This is a genomic window from Streptomyces sp. NPDC047017, assembly GCF_040644175.1.
In the GTDB taxonomy this organism is placed as follows: Bacteria; Actinomycetota; Actinomycetes; order Streptomycetales; family Streptomycetaceae; genus Streptomyces.
This window is the reverse complement of the sequence record NZ_JBEYVW010000003.1, coordinates 348,652-362,113: the sequence shown is the minus strand read 5'-3', so window position 1 is coordinate 362,113 and position 13,462 is coordinate 348,652. Positions and strand designations below refer to the sequence as shown.

Annotated in this window: 12 protein-coding genes; 4 read left to right on the top strand and 8 right to left on the bottom strand. The window is 73.9% G+C overall.

All coding sequences use genetic code 11. The annotated features are described in order from the left end of the window. Window positions 1-233: 233 nt before the first annotated feature. Together ABZ858_RS07200 and ABZ858_RS07195 are read right to left on the bottom strand one after the other, a co-directional pair. A complete protein-coding gene (locus ABZ858_RS07200) occupies window positions 234-692 on the bottom strand; it encodes a MarR family transcriptional regulator (RefSeq protein ID WP_361373579.1) in 459 nt (152 codons plus the stop codon). After that, the gene (locus ABZ858_RS07195; protein ID WP_361373577.1) at window positions 692-2,134 is read right to left on the bottom strand and encodes an MFS transporter; all 1,443 of its coding nucleotides are present in this window, start codon (window positions 2,132-2,134) and stop codon (window positions 692-694) included. The genes ABZ858_RS07200 and ABZ858_RS07195 overlap by 1 nt, the downstream gene beginning before the upstream one ends. Before the next feature lie 144 nt (window positions 2,135-2,278). Here ABZ858_RS07195 and ABZ858_RS07190 point away from each other — a divergent pair, with 144 nt between their 5' ends. Together ABZ858_RS07190 and ABZ858_RS07185 are read left to right on the top strand one after the other, a co-directional pair. Then, window positions 2,279-3,592, top strand: coding sequence for a sensor domain-containing protein (locus ABZ858_RS07190; protein ID WP_361373575.1), 1,314 nt, complete (start codon window positions 2,279-2,281; stop codon window positions 3,590-3,592). Continuing rightward, a complete protein-coding gene (locus tag ABZ858_RS07185) occupies window positions 3,580-4,245 on the top strand; it encodes a response regulator transcription factor (protein WP_361373573.1) in 666 nt (221 codons plus the stop codon). The genes ABZ858_RS07190 and ABZ858_RS07185 overlap by 13 nt, the downstream gene beginning before the upstream one ends. Before the next feature lie 19 nt (window positions 4,246-4,264). Here ABZ858_RS07185 and ABZ858_RS07180 read toward each other — a convergent pair whose 3' ends face one another. The 3 genes from ABZ858_RS07180 to ABZ858_RS07170 form a co-directional block, all read right to left on the bottom strand. Continuing rightward, window positions 4,265-5,422 (bottom strand): glycosyltransferase family 4 protein, encoded by a 1,158-nt coding sequence (locus ABZ858_RS07180; protein WP_361373571.1) that lies wholly within the window; start codon window positions 5,420-5,422, stop codon window positions 4,265-4,267. A gap of 88 nt (window positions 5,423-5,510) precedes the next feature. After that, the gene (locus ABZ858_RS07175; RefSeq protein WP_361373729.1) at window positions 5,511-6,836 is read right to left on the bottom strand and encodes a glycosyltransferase 87 family protein; all 1,326 of its coding nucleotides are present in this window, start codon (window positions 6,834-6,836) and stop codon (window positions 5,511-5,513) included. 74 nt (window positions 6,837-6,910) lie between these two features. Continuing rightward, the gene (locus tag ABZ858_RS07170; protein ID WP_361373569.1) at window positions 6,911-8,359 is read right to left on the bottom strand and encodes an MFS transporter; all 1,449 of its coding nucleotides are present in this window, start codon (window positions 8,357-8,359) and stop codon (window positions 6,911-6,913) included. Window positions 8,360-8,503: 144 nt separating this feature from the next. Between ABZ858_RS07170 and ABZ858_RS07165 the strand changes: the two genes are divergently transcribed. Beyond that, window positions 8,504-9,427, top strand: a complete 924-nt coding sequence (locus ABZ858_RS07165; protein WP_361373567.1) for a LysR family transcriptional regulator — start codon at window positions 8,504-8,506, stop codon at window positions 9,425-9,427. 52 nt (window positions 9,428-9,479) lie between these two features. Here ABZ858_RS07165 and ABZ858_RS07160 read toward each other — a convergent pair whose 3' ends face one another. Together ABZ858_RS07160 and ABZ858_RS07155 are read right to left on the bottom strand one after the other, a co-directional pair. Then, window positions 9,480-10,016: a hypothetical protein gene (locus tag ABZ858_RS07160; RefSeq protein ID WP_361373565.1), complete on the bottom strand. Its 537-nt coding sequence runs from the start codon at window positions 10,014-10,016 to the stop codon at window positions 9,480-9,482. Between the two features lie 173 nt (window positions 10,017-10,189). Continuing rightward, complete coding sequence (locus tag ABZ858_RS07155) at window positions 10,190-10,954, bottom strand: TetR family transcriptional regulator (RefSeq protein ID WP_361373563.1); 765 nt, start codon at window positions 10,952-10,954, stop codon at window positions 10,190-10,192. Window positions 10,955-11,075: 121 nt separating this feature from the next. On the opposite strand from ABZ858_RS07155, the gene ABZ858_RS07150 reads away from it, so the two are divergent. Beyond that, entirely contained in the window at window positions 11,076-12,218 is a 1,143-nt protein-coding gene (locus ABZ858_RS07150; RefSeq protein WP_361373561.1) for an NAD(P)/FAD-dependent oxidoreductase, read from the top strand. Window positions 12,219-12,228: 10 nt separating this feature from the next. Here ABZ858_RS07150 and ABZ858_RS07145 read toward each other — a convergent pair whose 3' ends face one another. Further along, entirely contained in the window at window positions 12,229-13,443 is a 1,215-nt protein-coding gene (locus ABZ858_RS07145; RefSeq protein WP_361373559.1) for an erythromycin esterase family protein, read from the bottom strand. Between the last annotated feature and the right edge of the window lie 19 nt (window positions 13,444-13,462).

Here is a 13,462-nt window from a genome sequence, read left to right as displayed (position 1 = left end):
CCCCGGGCTGGGAAGTGTCCGTGGGGGGCACCTCTGTGGCTGGCATCAAGGTGCCAGGGCCCGGGCTCCGTTCTCCGCACGCGGGAAGGCGAGTTGGCGTGCGGGGCGCCGCCCGCGCCGAGAAGGCCGGGCAGCACGACCGCTCCCTCGCCGGGATGGCAGGGAGTTCGAGTCCACCGCGAGACGCCTCACCGAAGGCGCCCCGGCCTCCGGTCGACCGGGGCCGCGGGCGCTCAGCCCAGGAGTTTCGTCACGAGCCGGTCGAGCGCCCGGATGTCCTCCGGGGGCAGGGCGAGCAGGGCGTCGGGCGGGGTGGTGAGGATCTCGATGGCGAGGTCGGCCTTCGTCCGGCCCTCCGGGGTGAGGTGGACCAGTTTGGAGCGGCGGTCGGCGGGGTTGGTGATGCGCTCGGCCAGATGGCGCCGTACGAGGTCGTCGACGATGACCGTGGTGTACGGCGGGTCGCTGCCCATCCGCTCGGCCAGTTCCCGCAGGGTGATGGGACCGGCGGCGAGGCGGCGCAGCGCCCTGACGCGGCTGAAGCTCATGCCGAGGGCTTCCGCGACGGCCTTGCGGCGGTTGTGCCGCTCCATCAGCAGGGTGTTCAGGCCCTGCCAGACCCGGGTCGCCGCCCTGGCGGTGGCATCGTCCCCCTCGTGGGCTTCGTCGGCATCGAGGCGCTCACGCTCCATCAGGCGTTCACTGGCTCCTTCGTCTCCTCGTCGGCGAGCCGCTGTGCTGTGCGCACCGCCGTGGTGCGGGCCCAGCGGCCGGAAGTGAGCGTACCCGTGACCAGCACGGCGGCGCCGCAGCCGGCGATGATCCACCAGGCCGTGCGGCCGGCGTCGGTGAAGGCCGTCGGGTCCGGGTGCGTCGCGCCGGCCATCAGGGCGCCGAGGACGGCCACGCCGAGGGACTGGCCGATCTGCCGGCTGGTGGAGGCGACCGCCGCCGCGACGCCGGCCTGTTCGCGGGGCATCCCGGAGACGGCGGTGTTGGTGATGGGGGCGTTGACCACGCCGAAGCCGGTGCCGAAGAGCAGGTACGCGACGATCAGCAGGGCCGCCGGGAGGTGGTCGGAGTAGGTGAGCGCCTGGAGCACGGCGCTCGCGCTCAGCGCCGTCCCGGCGAGCAGCAGCGGGGCGCGCGGTCCCCGGGTGGCGACCACGCGGCCGGACAGCGGTGCGGTCAGCATCGCCATGCCCGCCATGGGCAGCATGAACAGCCCGGCGTGCAGCGGGTCCAGCCCTCGTACTTCCTGGAGGTACAGGGAGCTGACGAACAGGAAGCCGCCCAGTCCGGCGAAGGCGGCGACCGCGATCACGGTGGCGCCCGAGAACGGTGCGGAACGGAAGAACCGCAGGTCGATGAGGGGGTCGGTGCGCCGGGGTTCGTACCACAGCAGTCCCAGCAGCGCGCACAGGGCGGCAGCGGTGCAGCCGAGGACGAGGGGCGAGGTCCAGCCGCGGTGCGGTGACTCGATGATCGCGTAGATGAGCGCGGCGAGCAGCACGGTGACGAGGGCCTGGCCGACCGGGTCCACGCGGCGGGCCCGCGGTGCCCGGGATTCCGGCACATACCTGCGGGTCAGGAAAAGCGCGGCCAGGCCGATCGGTACGTTGATCCAGAAGATGGCCCGCCAGCCGGCGGACTCCACCAGCGCTCCCCCGATGATCGGCCCGGCGGCCATGCTGATGCCCACGACACCGCTCCACACGCCGATGGCGCGGGCGCGCTGCCGGGGATCGGTGAAGGTGTTGCTGATGATCGACATGGCGACGGGGTTCAGCATCGACCCGCCGACCGCCTGGAGCATCCGCGCGAGGACGAGCCAGCCGAGGCCGGGGGCCAGGCCGCACAGCAGGGACGCGGCGGTGAAGACCACCAGCCCGGTCTGGAAGACCCGGCGGCGGCCCAGGCGGTCGGCGGTGGACCCGGAGAGCATCAGCAGGCTCGCCAGCACCAGCGTGTAGGCGTCCACCGTCCACTGCAGCCCGGACACCGAGGTGTGCAGGTCACGTTGGACGGAGGGCAGGGCGACGTTCAGCACGGTGTTGTCGAGGCTGACGATCAGCAGGCTCATGCAGCAGATGGCGAGCACGAGCCAGGGCCGCCGGCGATCGGCGTCTGGCATGAGGGACTCCCGAGAATTTATTTGTGTTGTCAAAACCATTGTAAGCCTACAATTAACTACTGGGGGTTGTCCTGCGTGGGCGGGACACAGGGCGGGTTAGGGTTCTGCGAGGCCATGAGGCGCGGACGGCGAGGGGGAGAGCGGGTGCGGGTGGAGTCCGCCGGTGCGGGGCGCGGCGGTCCGGGTGCAGAGGTCTGGGGAGCGCTCAGGGGGCGGCCGCTGCGGTTTCTCGTCTCCTGGTGGCCGTGGCGGTGCTGGGGCTATCTGCTCACCGGGACCCTGTTCGGGTACGTCGCCCTGGCCGCGCTCGCGGTGCTGCTGTTCCTAGGGGTCGGGCTGTCGGTCGTGGGGGTCGGGCTGCTGCTGCTCGCGGCGGCCGTGGTCCTCGGTGTTCCGGTCGGTGCGGCGGAGCGGAGGCGGCTGCGCTGGGTCGATCCCGCGCCGCTGCCCGACCCGCACGCGTCCCTGGCCGGGACCGGGGTGGCGGGCCGGCTCCGCACCCGGGTGCGGGAACGCGCGACCTGGCGGGAGTTCGGGTACACGGTGCTGCTCGCGACGGTCGTTCCCGCCGTCGGGACCGGGTTCACCGCTCTGCTGGGGCTGTCGTTCCTGCTCACCGCCGCCCCGGTCATCGTGTGGGCCGTCGCCCCCGACACCGTGATGCTCGTTCCCGGCCATCGGGTCGCGGACCCGGTGGCCGCGCTGCCGGGGACGTCGGTGGGGCTCGTGGGGCTGGCGGTGTGCGCGTACGCCGGCGGGCTGCTCGCCGGCACGCAGGTCCGCGTGGCCCGGTTCCTGCTGTCGGCCCGTGACGAGGACCTTCGCAGCCGGGTCATCGAGCTGACCCGGTCCCGGGCCCGGCTGGCCGACGCCTTCGAGGCCGAACGCCGCCGTATCGAACGCGACCTGCACGACGGCGCCCAGCAGCAACTGGTCGCGCTCACCATGACGTTGGGGCTCGCCCGGCTGGAACTGCGCGGCACCGACTCGCCGGCCGCCGAACTCCTCGCGCGCGCCCAGGGCGAGGCACGCCGGGCGCTGGGCCAACTGCGCGACCTCGTACGCGGTATCCATCCCCAGGTACTGACCGACCACGGACTGACCGCCGCGGTGGCGGAGGTCGCGCTGCGCAACCCGGTCCCGGTCACGGTCGACATCGACCTGACGCACCGGCTGCCGGCCGCCGTGGAGTCGATGGCCTACTTCAGTGTCACCGAAGCACTCACCAACGCCGCCAAGCACAGCGACGCGTCCGCCGTCAGCGTCGTCGGCCGGATCGACGCGGACCGGTTCGTCCTGCTGATCACCGATGACGGCCGGGGCGGGGCGGATCCCGCGGCCGGGGCCGGTCTGCGCGGTCTGGCGGACCGGCTGGCGCTGCACAGAGGCAGGCTCATCGTGAGCAGTCCCCTCGGCGGCCCGACCGAACTGCGGGTGGAGGTGCCGTGCTGCGCGTAGTGCTGGCGGAGGACGCCGTGCTGCTGCGGGCCGGGCTCGTGGAGCTGCTGGCCCGCGGCGGCCACGAGGTGGTCGCCGCCGTCGGGGACGCCGACGCCCTGGCCCGCGCGGTGGACGCGGACCGCCCCGACGTCGTCATCACCGATGTGCGCATGCCGCCGGACTTCCGCGACGAGGGCCTCAGGGCCGCGCTCGCCCTGCGCGCCCGCCACGAGCGGCTGCCCGTCCTCGTGCTGTCGCAGTACGTGGCCACGGCGTACGCGACACAGTTGCTCAGCGAGGGCGGGGACGGGGCCGGAGGGCTCGGTTATCTCCTCAAGGACCGGGTCGGTGAGGTGTCCGAGTTCCTCGACGCGCTGACGCGGGTCGCGGCGGGCCGGACCGTCATCGATCCCGAGGTGGTCCGCGTCCTGCTGCTCCAGCAGTCGGCGGGCCGGCCGCTGGGACGGCTCACCCCCCGGGAACGGGAGGTGCTGGCCCTGATGGCGGAGGGGCTGAACAACCAGGCGATCGCCCAGCGGCTGGTCGTCACGGAGGCGTCGGTGGTCAAGCACTCCGGCAACATCTTCATGAAACTCGACCTGGACCCCACCGAGGGCAACCGCAGGGTGCTGGCGGTGCTCGCGCATCTGCGGGAGCACGCGGCCGGTTGAGAGCCGTCCCAGTCCCGCGTCACAGCCGTCTGCCGGCTTCGGGATCGTCCGGCCCCGGGGTGAGCAACGCCGTCAGCCGCCGGGCGGAGGCGTCCCACGTCCACTCCTTCGTCACCCAGCGCCGCCCGGCCTCGCCCATACGTGCCCGGTCCGGCGACAGCAGCGTCCGTGCGACGGCATCGGCGACAGCGCGTACGTCCCGGCCGTCCACCACCCGGCCCGTCTCGCCGTCGAGCACGGTGTCGGGGGCGCCGCCGGAGTTCCCCGCGACGACCGGGAGTCCGCTCGCCTGGGCCTCCAGGAACACGATGCCGAGGCCCTCCGCCTCCAGTCCGGCCCTGCGAGTGCGACAGGGCATGGCGAAGACGTCGGCCGCCGCGTAGTAGGCCGCCGTGTCCGCGTGGCTCACGCCGCCCGCGAAGACGACCGGGCCGTCCGCGTGGCGGCGGGCCAGTGCCCGCAGCCGCCGCTCCTGCGGCCCCTTGCCGACCAGCACCAGTGCCGCGTCGGGCACCGTCCGCCGGATCAGAGGCAGGGCACGGATGAGGACGTCCTGCCCTTTACGGGCGACGAGCCGGGACACGCACAGCACGACGCGCCGGTCCCCGACGCCCAGACGCTCCCGCAGGCGCCGCGCGGCCGCCGGATCGGCGTCCGGCCGGAACGCCAGGGTGTCCACCCCGGGCACCAGGCGGCTCAGGCGGGCCCGCGGTCCCAGGGCCGGCGCGATGCGGTCCCGGGTGTAGGGGCCGAGGAAGGTGACCACGTCCACGCCGTTGCCCACCCGGCGCAGCACCTGCCGGGCCCCGGGGGTGCGTGCCCACCAGATCTCGTGGCCGTGGGTGGTGGCCACGACGCGCCGCGCGCCGGCCCGCCGCAGTGTGGGCGCCATGGCGGCGAGCGGGGCGGCGGCGCCGAACCACACGCGGTCACAGCCGTGGCCGCGCAGGATCTCGGCGGCGCGTCTGGCGACGGCGCGGGTGGGCAGCAGCGTACGGCCGCGGTCGCGTATCACCGGGAACGGCAGGGTCGCGTCGAACTCCCGGTGGCCCGGCTCGCTCGACGTGTAGACGACGACGTCGTCGCCGGGCACGCGGGTCGCCATGGCGTGGACGAACGTCTCGATGCCTCCCTGCCGGGGCGGGAAGTCGTTGGTGATGACCAGGGTGGTCCCCATGGGTGTCGGCACAGCCTTCGGTCGTGGGCGGACGGTGGTGGGGCGGCAGTTCGGGAGCACCGGTCGCGTGCCTCCGTACGGGCGCCGGTCAGGTACCGGACCGGATCGGTGCGCGGACCGCGGCGGCCCCCGCCCCGGTCGCCGGTTGGTCTCGTGGTCGCCGGGCCGGGGCCGGCCGGTCCGGTCGCGCGGAGTGCTCGGGTGCGGCCTGCCGGGTCCAGGCCACGAGGACGAGCGGCAGCGTGAGATAGCCGAACCGGCCCGCCGGGGCCAGCAGGAAGCCGACAGTGAGGCCCGTCGCGAGGCGCTGTGCGGCGCCGGCCGGTCCGGTCGGCGGCCGCAGCAGGAGTGAGGCGCCCACGGCGAGGGCGCCGAGCAGCAGCAGGCCGGCCGCCGCGTACCAGCCGGCCGGTCCCAGGTCCGCGAGCAGGTGGCCCGGGAGCGGGCTGTCGGCCGGGGTCGCGGCGCCGCCCCGCCCGGTGGGGAAGGCGAGGACCTGCTCGACCATGGCGCGGGGCGACAGCAGGGCCCCGGGCAGGAGCAGCAGCGCGGTGCCCGCCGTGGCCGTGGCGGCGCAGCGCAGCGCCGCCCGGCTGCCGCGGGTGTGTCCCAGGAGCACGGCGGCGACGGCTGTGGCGGGCCACGCGGTCCACTTGAGCGAGCAGGCCGCGGCCAGCACCAGTCCCGTGGCCCACGGCCGGCCCCGGGCGGCGCAGCACAGGGCGAGGCAGCACAGCCCGGTGAGCGGGAGGTCCACCCCGCTGACGCTCAGCGGCAGCGCGACCGGAGGTGCGGCGATCAGCGCCGTGAGCGCGACGCCATAGGGGAGGCGGCCGGCCGGAGCCGGGCGGCCCGGGTCCGGTGCGGTCAGCGTCCGGCGGCCGGCGTGGAGGCAGGCCAGGAAGACCAGGGCGCACCACAGGCGGGCGTCGCCCAGGGCGCGCGGCACCCGGTGGTCCGTGCCGAGCAGGGCCCGGGGCAGTCCGAGGACGGCCATGCCCGGCAGGTAGGGCGTGTAGTCGGCGGCCTGGTGCGGGTGGGCGAGGTAGGGGGTGCCCTGATGGAGTGTCAGGGCACCGGAGCGCTCGATGACCCCGACCTCGCTCTGTTGGAGTCCCGTCAGCACGAGGAGGACCAGGGGCACGATCACCGCTCCGGTGAGCGCGCACGCCAGGGAGACCGTACGGGCGCGCGGCCACGGCAGCAGGCCGGCGGCGACCGCCGCGCACCCGTAGCCGACGGCCGCGCTCAGCCCCCAGGCCCGGTGCGCGGGCAGGTCGGACACCAGCGGAAAGCCCAGGGCCCACACGGCGGCCAGGGACCATCCGGCGGCCCACACAGGTCTGGAGTCGAGCCGGCGGGGGCTGCCGCCCGGTGCCCGGCCTGCGACCGTCTTCTCGAACCGGTGAATCATCACCCGGCCATTGCAGCCGCGCTCCCCCACCGGGGTCATGACGGCCAGGTCGAGACCTGGCCTTCCGGTTTTCCCTACCCCGCCTCCGCTCGCGCGGGGACGTCGGCGGCCGCATGGCCGCGCGTGCTCTCCTTTCCTCGCCCGGTGCGCAGGCCGAAGGCGCTGATGACGGCGGCGGCGCCGGCCGCCGCGAACGGGACGAGCAGCCCGGCCCGATAGCCGGCGAGCAGGGCGGCCGGGGTGTCCGCGCGGGTGGCGGCCACGCTGACGGCGGTGGCCGCGGACAGGCCGAGGGCGGCACCGAACTGGAACGACGTGTTGAGGAGGCCGCCCGCGAGCCCCTGTTCCTCCTCCGCGACTCCCTGGGTGGCCGCGATGGTGAGCGGGCCGTACGCCAGGGAGAAGGCGAGACCGAGGATCAGCAGGCTCGGGAACATCGCCGCGTAGCTCCAGTCGGGCCCCACCGGCAGGAACAGCCCGTAGGAGAGCACGGCGAGCAGGAGACCGGCGAGGATCACTCGGGCGTTCCCGAAGCGGTCGACGAGCCGTGGGGTGAGCGTCGGGGAGAGGACGGCGTCGATGCCGGCGATCAGCATCGCGAGGCTGGTCTGCAGCGTGGACCAGCCGCGCACCTCCTGGAGGTACAGCACCACCAGGAACTGGAAGCCGAAGAATCCGGCGGCGAACAGCATCGCCGAGAGGTTCGCCCGCAGCAGGGGGCCGTCGCGGAGGACGCCCAGGCGTACCAGCGGTGCGGCGGAACGCCGTTCGACGGCGACGAAGACCAGGAGCAGCGCCAGTGCGGCCAGCAGGGTGGCGGCGGTGACGGCGGCCCGGGTGTGGGCGGCGCGCTCGACGGCCAGCACGACGAGCACGAGGGCGGTGGTCACGGTGAGCGCGCCGGCGATGTCGACGCGGGTGCCGTGCCGGTCGGGCCGCGCCGACCTGGGCACGAACACGAAGGCCGCGGCGAGGACCAAGGCGGAGAGGATGACCGGGGCGAAGAACACCCACCGCCAGCCGACGGCGGTGAGCAGCCCGCCGGCGACCAGGCCGATGGTGAAGCCGCCCGCCGCGGTGCCCGAATAGACGAGCAGTGCCTTGTTCCGCTCTTTCCCCTCGGCGAAGCTCGTGGTGATGACGGACAGGGCCGCCGGGGTGAGGAAGGCCGCGGCCACGCCCGTGACGAACCGGGCGGCGATCAGTGTCCACCCTTGCGTGGCGAGGCCGCCGAGCCCGGAGAACACCAGGAAGACGGTGAGCCAGCGGACGAACATCCGGCGGCGCCCGAACAGATCGGCCGCCCGTCCGCCCAGGAGCATGAAGCCGCCGTAGCCGAGGACGTAGGCGCTCATGACCCATTGCAGCTCACCGGTGCTCAGGGCGAGATCGGCGCGGATCGAGGGCAGGGCCACATTGAGCATGGCCACATCGATGCCTTCGAGAAAGATCGCGCCGCACAGCACGAGCAGGATGCCCCACTTGCGTGCGCTCAGTCCGTCCGCGGCGCTCAAGGCACTCATGACGACGAACTCCTTCCGGAGTGAGAGACGTTGTCGGTGCCTTCGAGCCTGCGCCGGGGCGCGGCCGGGAACAACAGCGATCAGCGCAACGTTCGGTCAGTCAGGCTTACCGATCCGTGTCCGCCCCCCGTCCCGGAGAGGCACGTGGACCACAACGAACTCGACTGCTTCCTGGTGCTCGCCGAGGAACTGCACTTCGGGCGTACCGCGGACCGGCTGCGTCTGTCCCGCGCCCGGGTGAGCCAGCTCGTCCAGAAGCTGGAACGGCGCGTCGGGGCGCCCCTGTTCACCCGGTCCAGCCGCCGGGTGGCGCTCACGCCCCTGGGTGCCCGCCTGCGCGACGACCTCGCGCCCCACCACCGCGGCATCGCGGCGGCCCTGGCCCGGGCCGCCGCCTCGGCCCGCGGCGCCGGGCGGGTCCTGCACGTCGGCTTCTCCACGGCCCTGGCCGGGGAGCTGGTGATGCGGACGGCCGGGAGACTGCGCACCACCTGTCCCGGGCTCACCGTGGAGGTGTGCGAGGTACCGCTGTGCGATCCGTACGGCATGCTGCGCAACGGCGGTTTCGACGTCCAGCTGACGGACTTCCCGGTGCGCGAGGACGACCTGACCCGCGGCCCCACCCTGTTGGTCGAAGGCCGGGTGCTGGCCGTCGGCCAGGGGCATCGGCTGGCCCGCCGGAGCGCGGTGACGCTGGAGGACCTGGGCGACGTACCGTTGCTGACGATCGAGGGTGAGATCCCGGAGTACTGGCTGGAGCATCAGCTGCCGGCCCGCACGCCCAGCGGCCGGGCGATCGTCCGGGGCCCGTCCGTCACCAGCTACCAGGAAGCCCTGACGCTCGTCGCCGGCGGTGCGGGAGTCCTGCTGGCCGGGGCCCATCTCGCCCTGTACCACGGCCGGCCCAGCATCTCGTACATCCCGGTGGAGGAGGACGAACCGCTGTCGTACGGCCTGATGTGGCGGTCGGGTGACGGCAACCGGATGATCGAGCTGTTCGGCCGGACGGCCCGCGAGATCGCGCGGGACCGCGCTCCGCACGAGCCCGCGGCGGTGCCGTCCGGCTGAGTGCCGAGCCCGGCCGATGCAGCGGGTCGGCCCGGCCCCCGTCCGTACCGGGTCAGTTCCCGTCCATGCTCGTCAGCGCGTCGGTGATCAGGCGGGTGGCGAAGTCACGGTCCTCGGTGAGGCGGTTGATGTGGTCCGCGAGCAGGAAGGCGGTGCCTTCCAGCGGGGTCATCTCCTCCTTGGTCCAGTAGCCGTACTGCTCGCGCCACAGGCCGGGACTGAGATCGGTGGCGGCGGCGAGGACCAGGCCGGCCATGGTGGGGATGACCTCGGGCGGGAAGCTCCTGGGCATCCTGCGCATGGTGGCCACCAGGCTCGGCACCACGTACTCCACGGGGTCCTTGCCGTGGCTCTCGTAGGCCTTCCGCAGCCAGATCATGAACATGTAGATGAGGGTGCAGGTGCCGTCCAGCACGTCGTCGACTCCCTCGGGGCCCAGGGACGCGGCCAACTGCTCGGTCAGTGCCCGTTGTTCGGGTCCGGCGGCGGTCCTGCCGTCGTGGACGGTCTTGAGATGGGAGTCGATCATCATGAGCGCCGCACCCACGTCGCCGACGGGAGCGTGCTCGGGGTCACAGGGCGATGCCACAGAATTCCTCCTCGCGCGACCGCCGCGGGCAGCGCGGCACGCCCGTACAGTAAACCGCCGTCGCGGCGGGAGTCCGGCGAATCCAGGCCGTCTTCCGCGCTCCCCGCCGTGTGGGCCGGTCACGACCGCGGGCGCGTCAACACGAGGGCCGGAACAGCACCCTTGAGGGTCGGTCAGTCCCGGATTCGTCCGGGCGGTGCCGCGGTCTGCGTCGTCGCCGGTCCGGTGGTGCCGGGCAGGTGGAGCGCCGTGATGCCGGCGAGGACGAGGTCGATCCCGGCGAGGAACTCTTCGAGGTCGTCGTGCTCGCGCGCCTGGTCCGCGACGGCACGGGTGAACGGGTAGTCGTCCGGGTCGAGCCGTTCCCACGCCGCCGAGACGGTGCCGAGGAACTCGGCACGGTCCACGCCCGGCGCGAGAGCGCGGGCGCTCGCGGCGTTCGCGGCGTTCTGGCCGGCGGCGCCGAGGACGTAGTGCATGAGCACCGAGGTCGCCGTGAACCAGTGGCTCTCGGGCACGCCCAGCGCACGGATCTGCCGGCCGATGCCCTCGAAGATCCGCGGCGCCACCGGTCCCCAGGGGCTGCGGGCGAGCTGTACGGCGAGCCGCGTGGCGAGCCACGGGTGGTCGTCGATCGCCTCGTACAGGCCGAGCGCGACGGCGCGCATCCCCTGCTGCGGCGAGCCGGCGGAGCCTGCGGGCCCGACGGTCACGGCGGCGGCCACGACGGCGTCGGTCGCGGCGTCGAGCAGCTCGCCCTTGTTCGCCACGTGCCAGTAGATCGCCCCGGGGCCGGTGGCCAGGCGCTCGGTCAGCGCCCGGAACGTCAGGCCGCCCTCGCCGGTCGCGTCGAGCAGCTCGACGGCGGCCTCGACGATGCGCTCCCGGGAGAGCGCCTCGGTGCGCCGCTGTGACCTGCGTGTCCGTGCTGCTGCCATGGAGCCATTTTGACATGACTGGAGCGCCGTTCCACCATGGCGGTGGAACGGCATTCCAGAACGGCGTTCCAGAGAGGTCGGCCGGACCTCGCCGGTGCCCTCGAACCACCAAGGAGCCTTCATGCGCACCCCCGTCACGATCATCGGCGCCGGACTCGGCGGCCTCACGCTCGCCCGCGTCCTGCACGTCCACGGCATCCCGGCCGTGGTCTGCGAGGCGGAGTCCTCCGCGACGGCGCGCGCGCAGGGCGGGATGCTCGACATCCACGAGCACAACGGCCGGCGGGCGCTCGCGGCGGCGGGCCTGACCGACGAGTTCCGCGGCCTGGTCCTGGAGGGCCGGCAGGCGTCCCGGGCCCTGGCCCCGGACGGGACCGTCCTGCTCGACGAGCCCGACGACGGCACGGGAGGGCGCCCCGAGGTGCAGCGCGGCGAGCTGCGGCGCGTGCTGCTCGCCTCGCTCCCGGCCGGTACCGTCCGGTGGGGTCACAAGGTCAGCGGCGTACGCGCGCTCGGCGGCGGGCGGCACGAGGTGACGTTCGCCGACGGCTCCACCGTCTCCACGGGCCTGCTGGTCGGCGCGGACGGCGCCTGGTCGCGGGTCCGGCCGCTGCTCTCGCCGGCCACACCCGAGTACACCGGGACCTCGTTCGTCGAGACGTACCTGTACGACGCCGACACCCGCCACCCGGCCGCCGCGAAGGCGGTCGGCGGCGGGGCAATGTACGCGCTCGCGCCGGGCAAGGGCATACAGGCCCACCGGGAGAGCGGCGGGACCCTGCACACCTATGTGGCGCTGCGCAGGCCGAAGGAGTGGTTCGACGGCGTCGACTTCACCGACGCCGCAGCGGCCACCGCGCGGATCGCGCAGGAGTTCGACGGCTGGGCGCCGGAACTCACCGCGCTGCTCACCGACGGCGACACCGCGCCCGTCCTGCGTCCCCTGTACACCCTGCCCACCGGGCACCGGTGGGACCGGGTACCCGGGGTGACCCTGCTCGGCGACGCCGCGCACCTCATGATCCCGTCCGGCGAGGGTGCCAACCTCGCCATGTACGACGGCGCCGAACTCGGCAAGGCGCTCGCCGCGCACCCCGACGACGACACCGAGACCGCGCTCGCCGAGTACGAGCGGGCCATGTTCCCCCGCAGCGCCGCCGAAGCCGCCGACGCCATCAGCCTGAACGAACTCATGTTCGGCGACACCGCGCCCCACGGTCTGATCGCCCTGTTCACCGGCCAGGAGCGGGCGGAATCCGCCTGACGAGCCGGAGTCAGGGGCGCCCGGTGCGCACGACGTCCCTGACGAACACGAGGCCGTCGCAGTCCGCCAGGTGGGCCGGGTCGAGCGGGGCGTAGCCGAACCAGGGGGATGCGCGGTGGGCGGGGCGCGCGTCACCGAGGGCGGCGGCCAGCCCGGGGGCGTCGATGACGCGGGGGTCGTGCGGGAGGGCGGTGTACAGGAGTCCTTCGACGGTGTCCGCCGGCGGGGTGTCCACGCCCTGGTGCCGGAGCGTGCCGAGGGCCGTGGCCAGGAAGGCGTACCGCTCGCCCAGGTGCGCGTGGACGATCGCGCCGGCGCTCCACCAGCGCAGCGGGGCCCCGCTCATCCGCATCGTGCTCTCGTCGCGCTGGAGATGGCCGTTGTGGGCGTGGACCAGGGCCGGGCCCCGCGCGGCGAGGGCGAGGAGGTTGCGCGCCATCATCTGGTCCCGCAGGGCCACCAGGCGTGCCATGCGCAGCGGTGAGGTGTCGGCCATCGCGTGGTGGTAGCGCAACAGGCCGGTGGCGGTCCGCGCGTACAGGCGGGCCCGGTCCCAGTCCTCCCGCGAGGACGCCTCGATCAGGTGCGGCGTCTGGGTGTCGAGCAGCGCCGCCAGGTCGTCGGCGAGCAGCCGCAGCCGGCCGGCCTCGGCCGACCGCCCCACGGACCGGGCCGGGTCCGTCATCGCGTCGGGTTCGGTCCAGCGGTCGTCGGCGCCGAGCAGCCGGTCGAGCGTGTCCGCGGTGCATGGGAGCAGGTCCGCGTCCACCCGGGCGCGCAGGTAGCCGTGGAGCGCGGTGAGGGCCTGCCGGGGCCCTGCCGCGCCGGTGATCTCCAGCGGGCCGTCGAAACCGGCGAAGCGGAGCCGGTCGGCGGCGGGCCGGCCGTCGTTGAAGCCGCGCATCCAGCGGACGAGTTCGCGGTTTCCCGGGTAGGCGCCCCAGCCGTGGCTGAATCCGTGCTCCATGACCTCGTCGAGGGTGCCGGTGCCCGAGGTGACGTGGTCGTCCACCGCCAGGCCCGTCAAGCAGTCGCTCTCGATCGCGATCGTCCGGTAGCCCTCCTGCTCCACCAGTTGCCGGAACAGGTCGTTGCGCAGGCCGAGCAGCGCGTCCTCGCCATGGGTGGGCTCGCCCAGGGCGAGCAGCCGGGGGCGGGTGGGGAGCAGCCGCATGACGGCGGCGGCCTCGACGGGGTGGACGGTGTCCTGGATGTCGGTGAGCATGCGTTCAACGGTATCATTG

Bases quoted from the DNA above. Each gene is read 5' to 3' on its own strand.
- ABZ858_RS07200 (WP_361373579.1), bottom strand. From the start codon at position 692: ATGGAGCGTGAGCGCCTCGATGCCGACGAAGCCCACGAGGGGGACGAT.
- ABZ858_RS07195 (WP_361373577.1), bottom strand. From the start codon at position 2,134: ATGCCAGACGCCGATCGCCGGCGGCCCTGGCTCGTGCTCGCCATCTGC.
- ABZ858_RS07180 (WP_361373571.1), bottom strand. From the start codon at position 5,422: ATGGGGACCACCCTGGTCATCACCAACGACTTCCCGCCCCGGCAGGGA.
- ABZ858_RS07175 (WP_361373729.1), bottom strand. From the start codon at position 6,836: ATGATTCACCGGTTCGAGAAGACGGTCGCAGGCCGGGCACCGGGCGGC.
- ABZ858_RS07170 (WP_361373569.1), bottom strand. From the start codon at position 8,359: ATGAGTGCCTTGAGCGCCGCGGACGGACTGAGCGCACGCAAGTGGGGC.
- ABZ858_RS07155 (WP_361373563.1), bottom strand. From the start codon at position 10,954: ATGGCAGCAGCACGGACACGCAGGTCACAGCGGCGCACCGAGGCGCTC.
- ABZ858_RS07150 (WP_361373561.1), top strand. From the start codon at position 11,076: ATGCGCACCCCCGTCACGATCATCGGCGCCGGACTCGGCGGCCTCACG.
- ABZ858_RS07145 (WP_361373559.1), bottom strand. From the start codon at position 13,443: ATGCTCACCGACATCCAGGACACCGTCCACCCCGTCGAGGCCGCCGCC.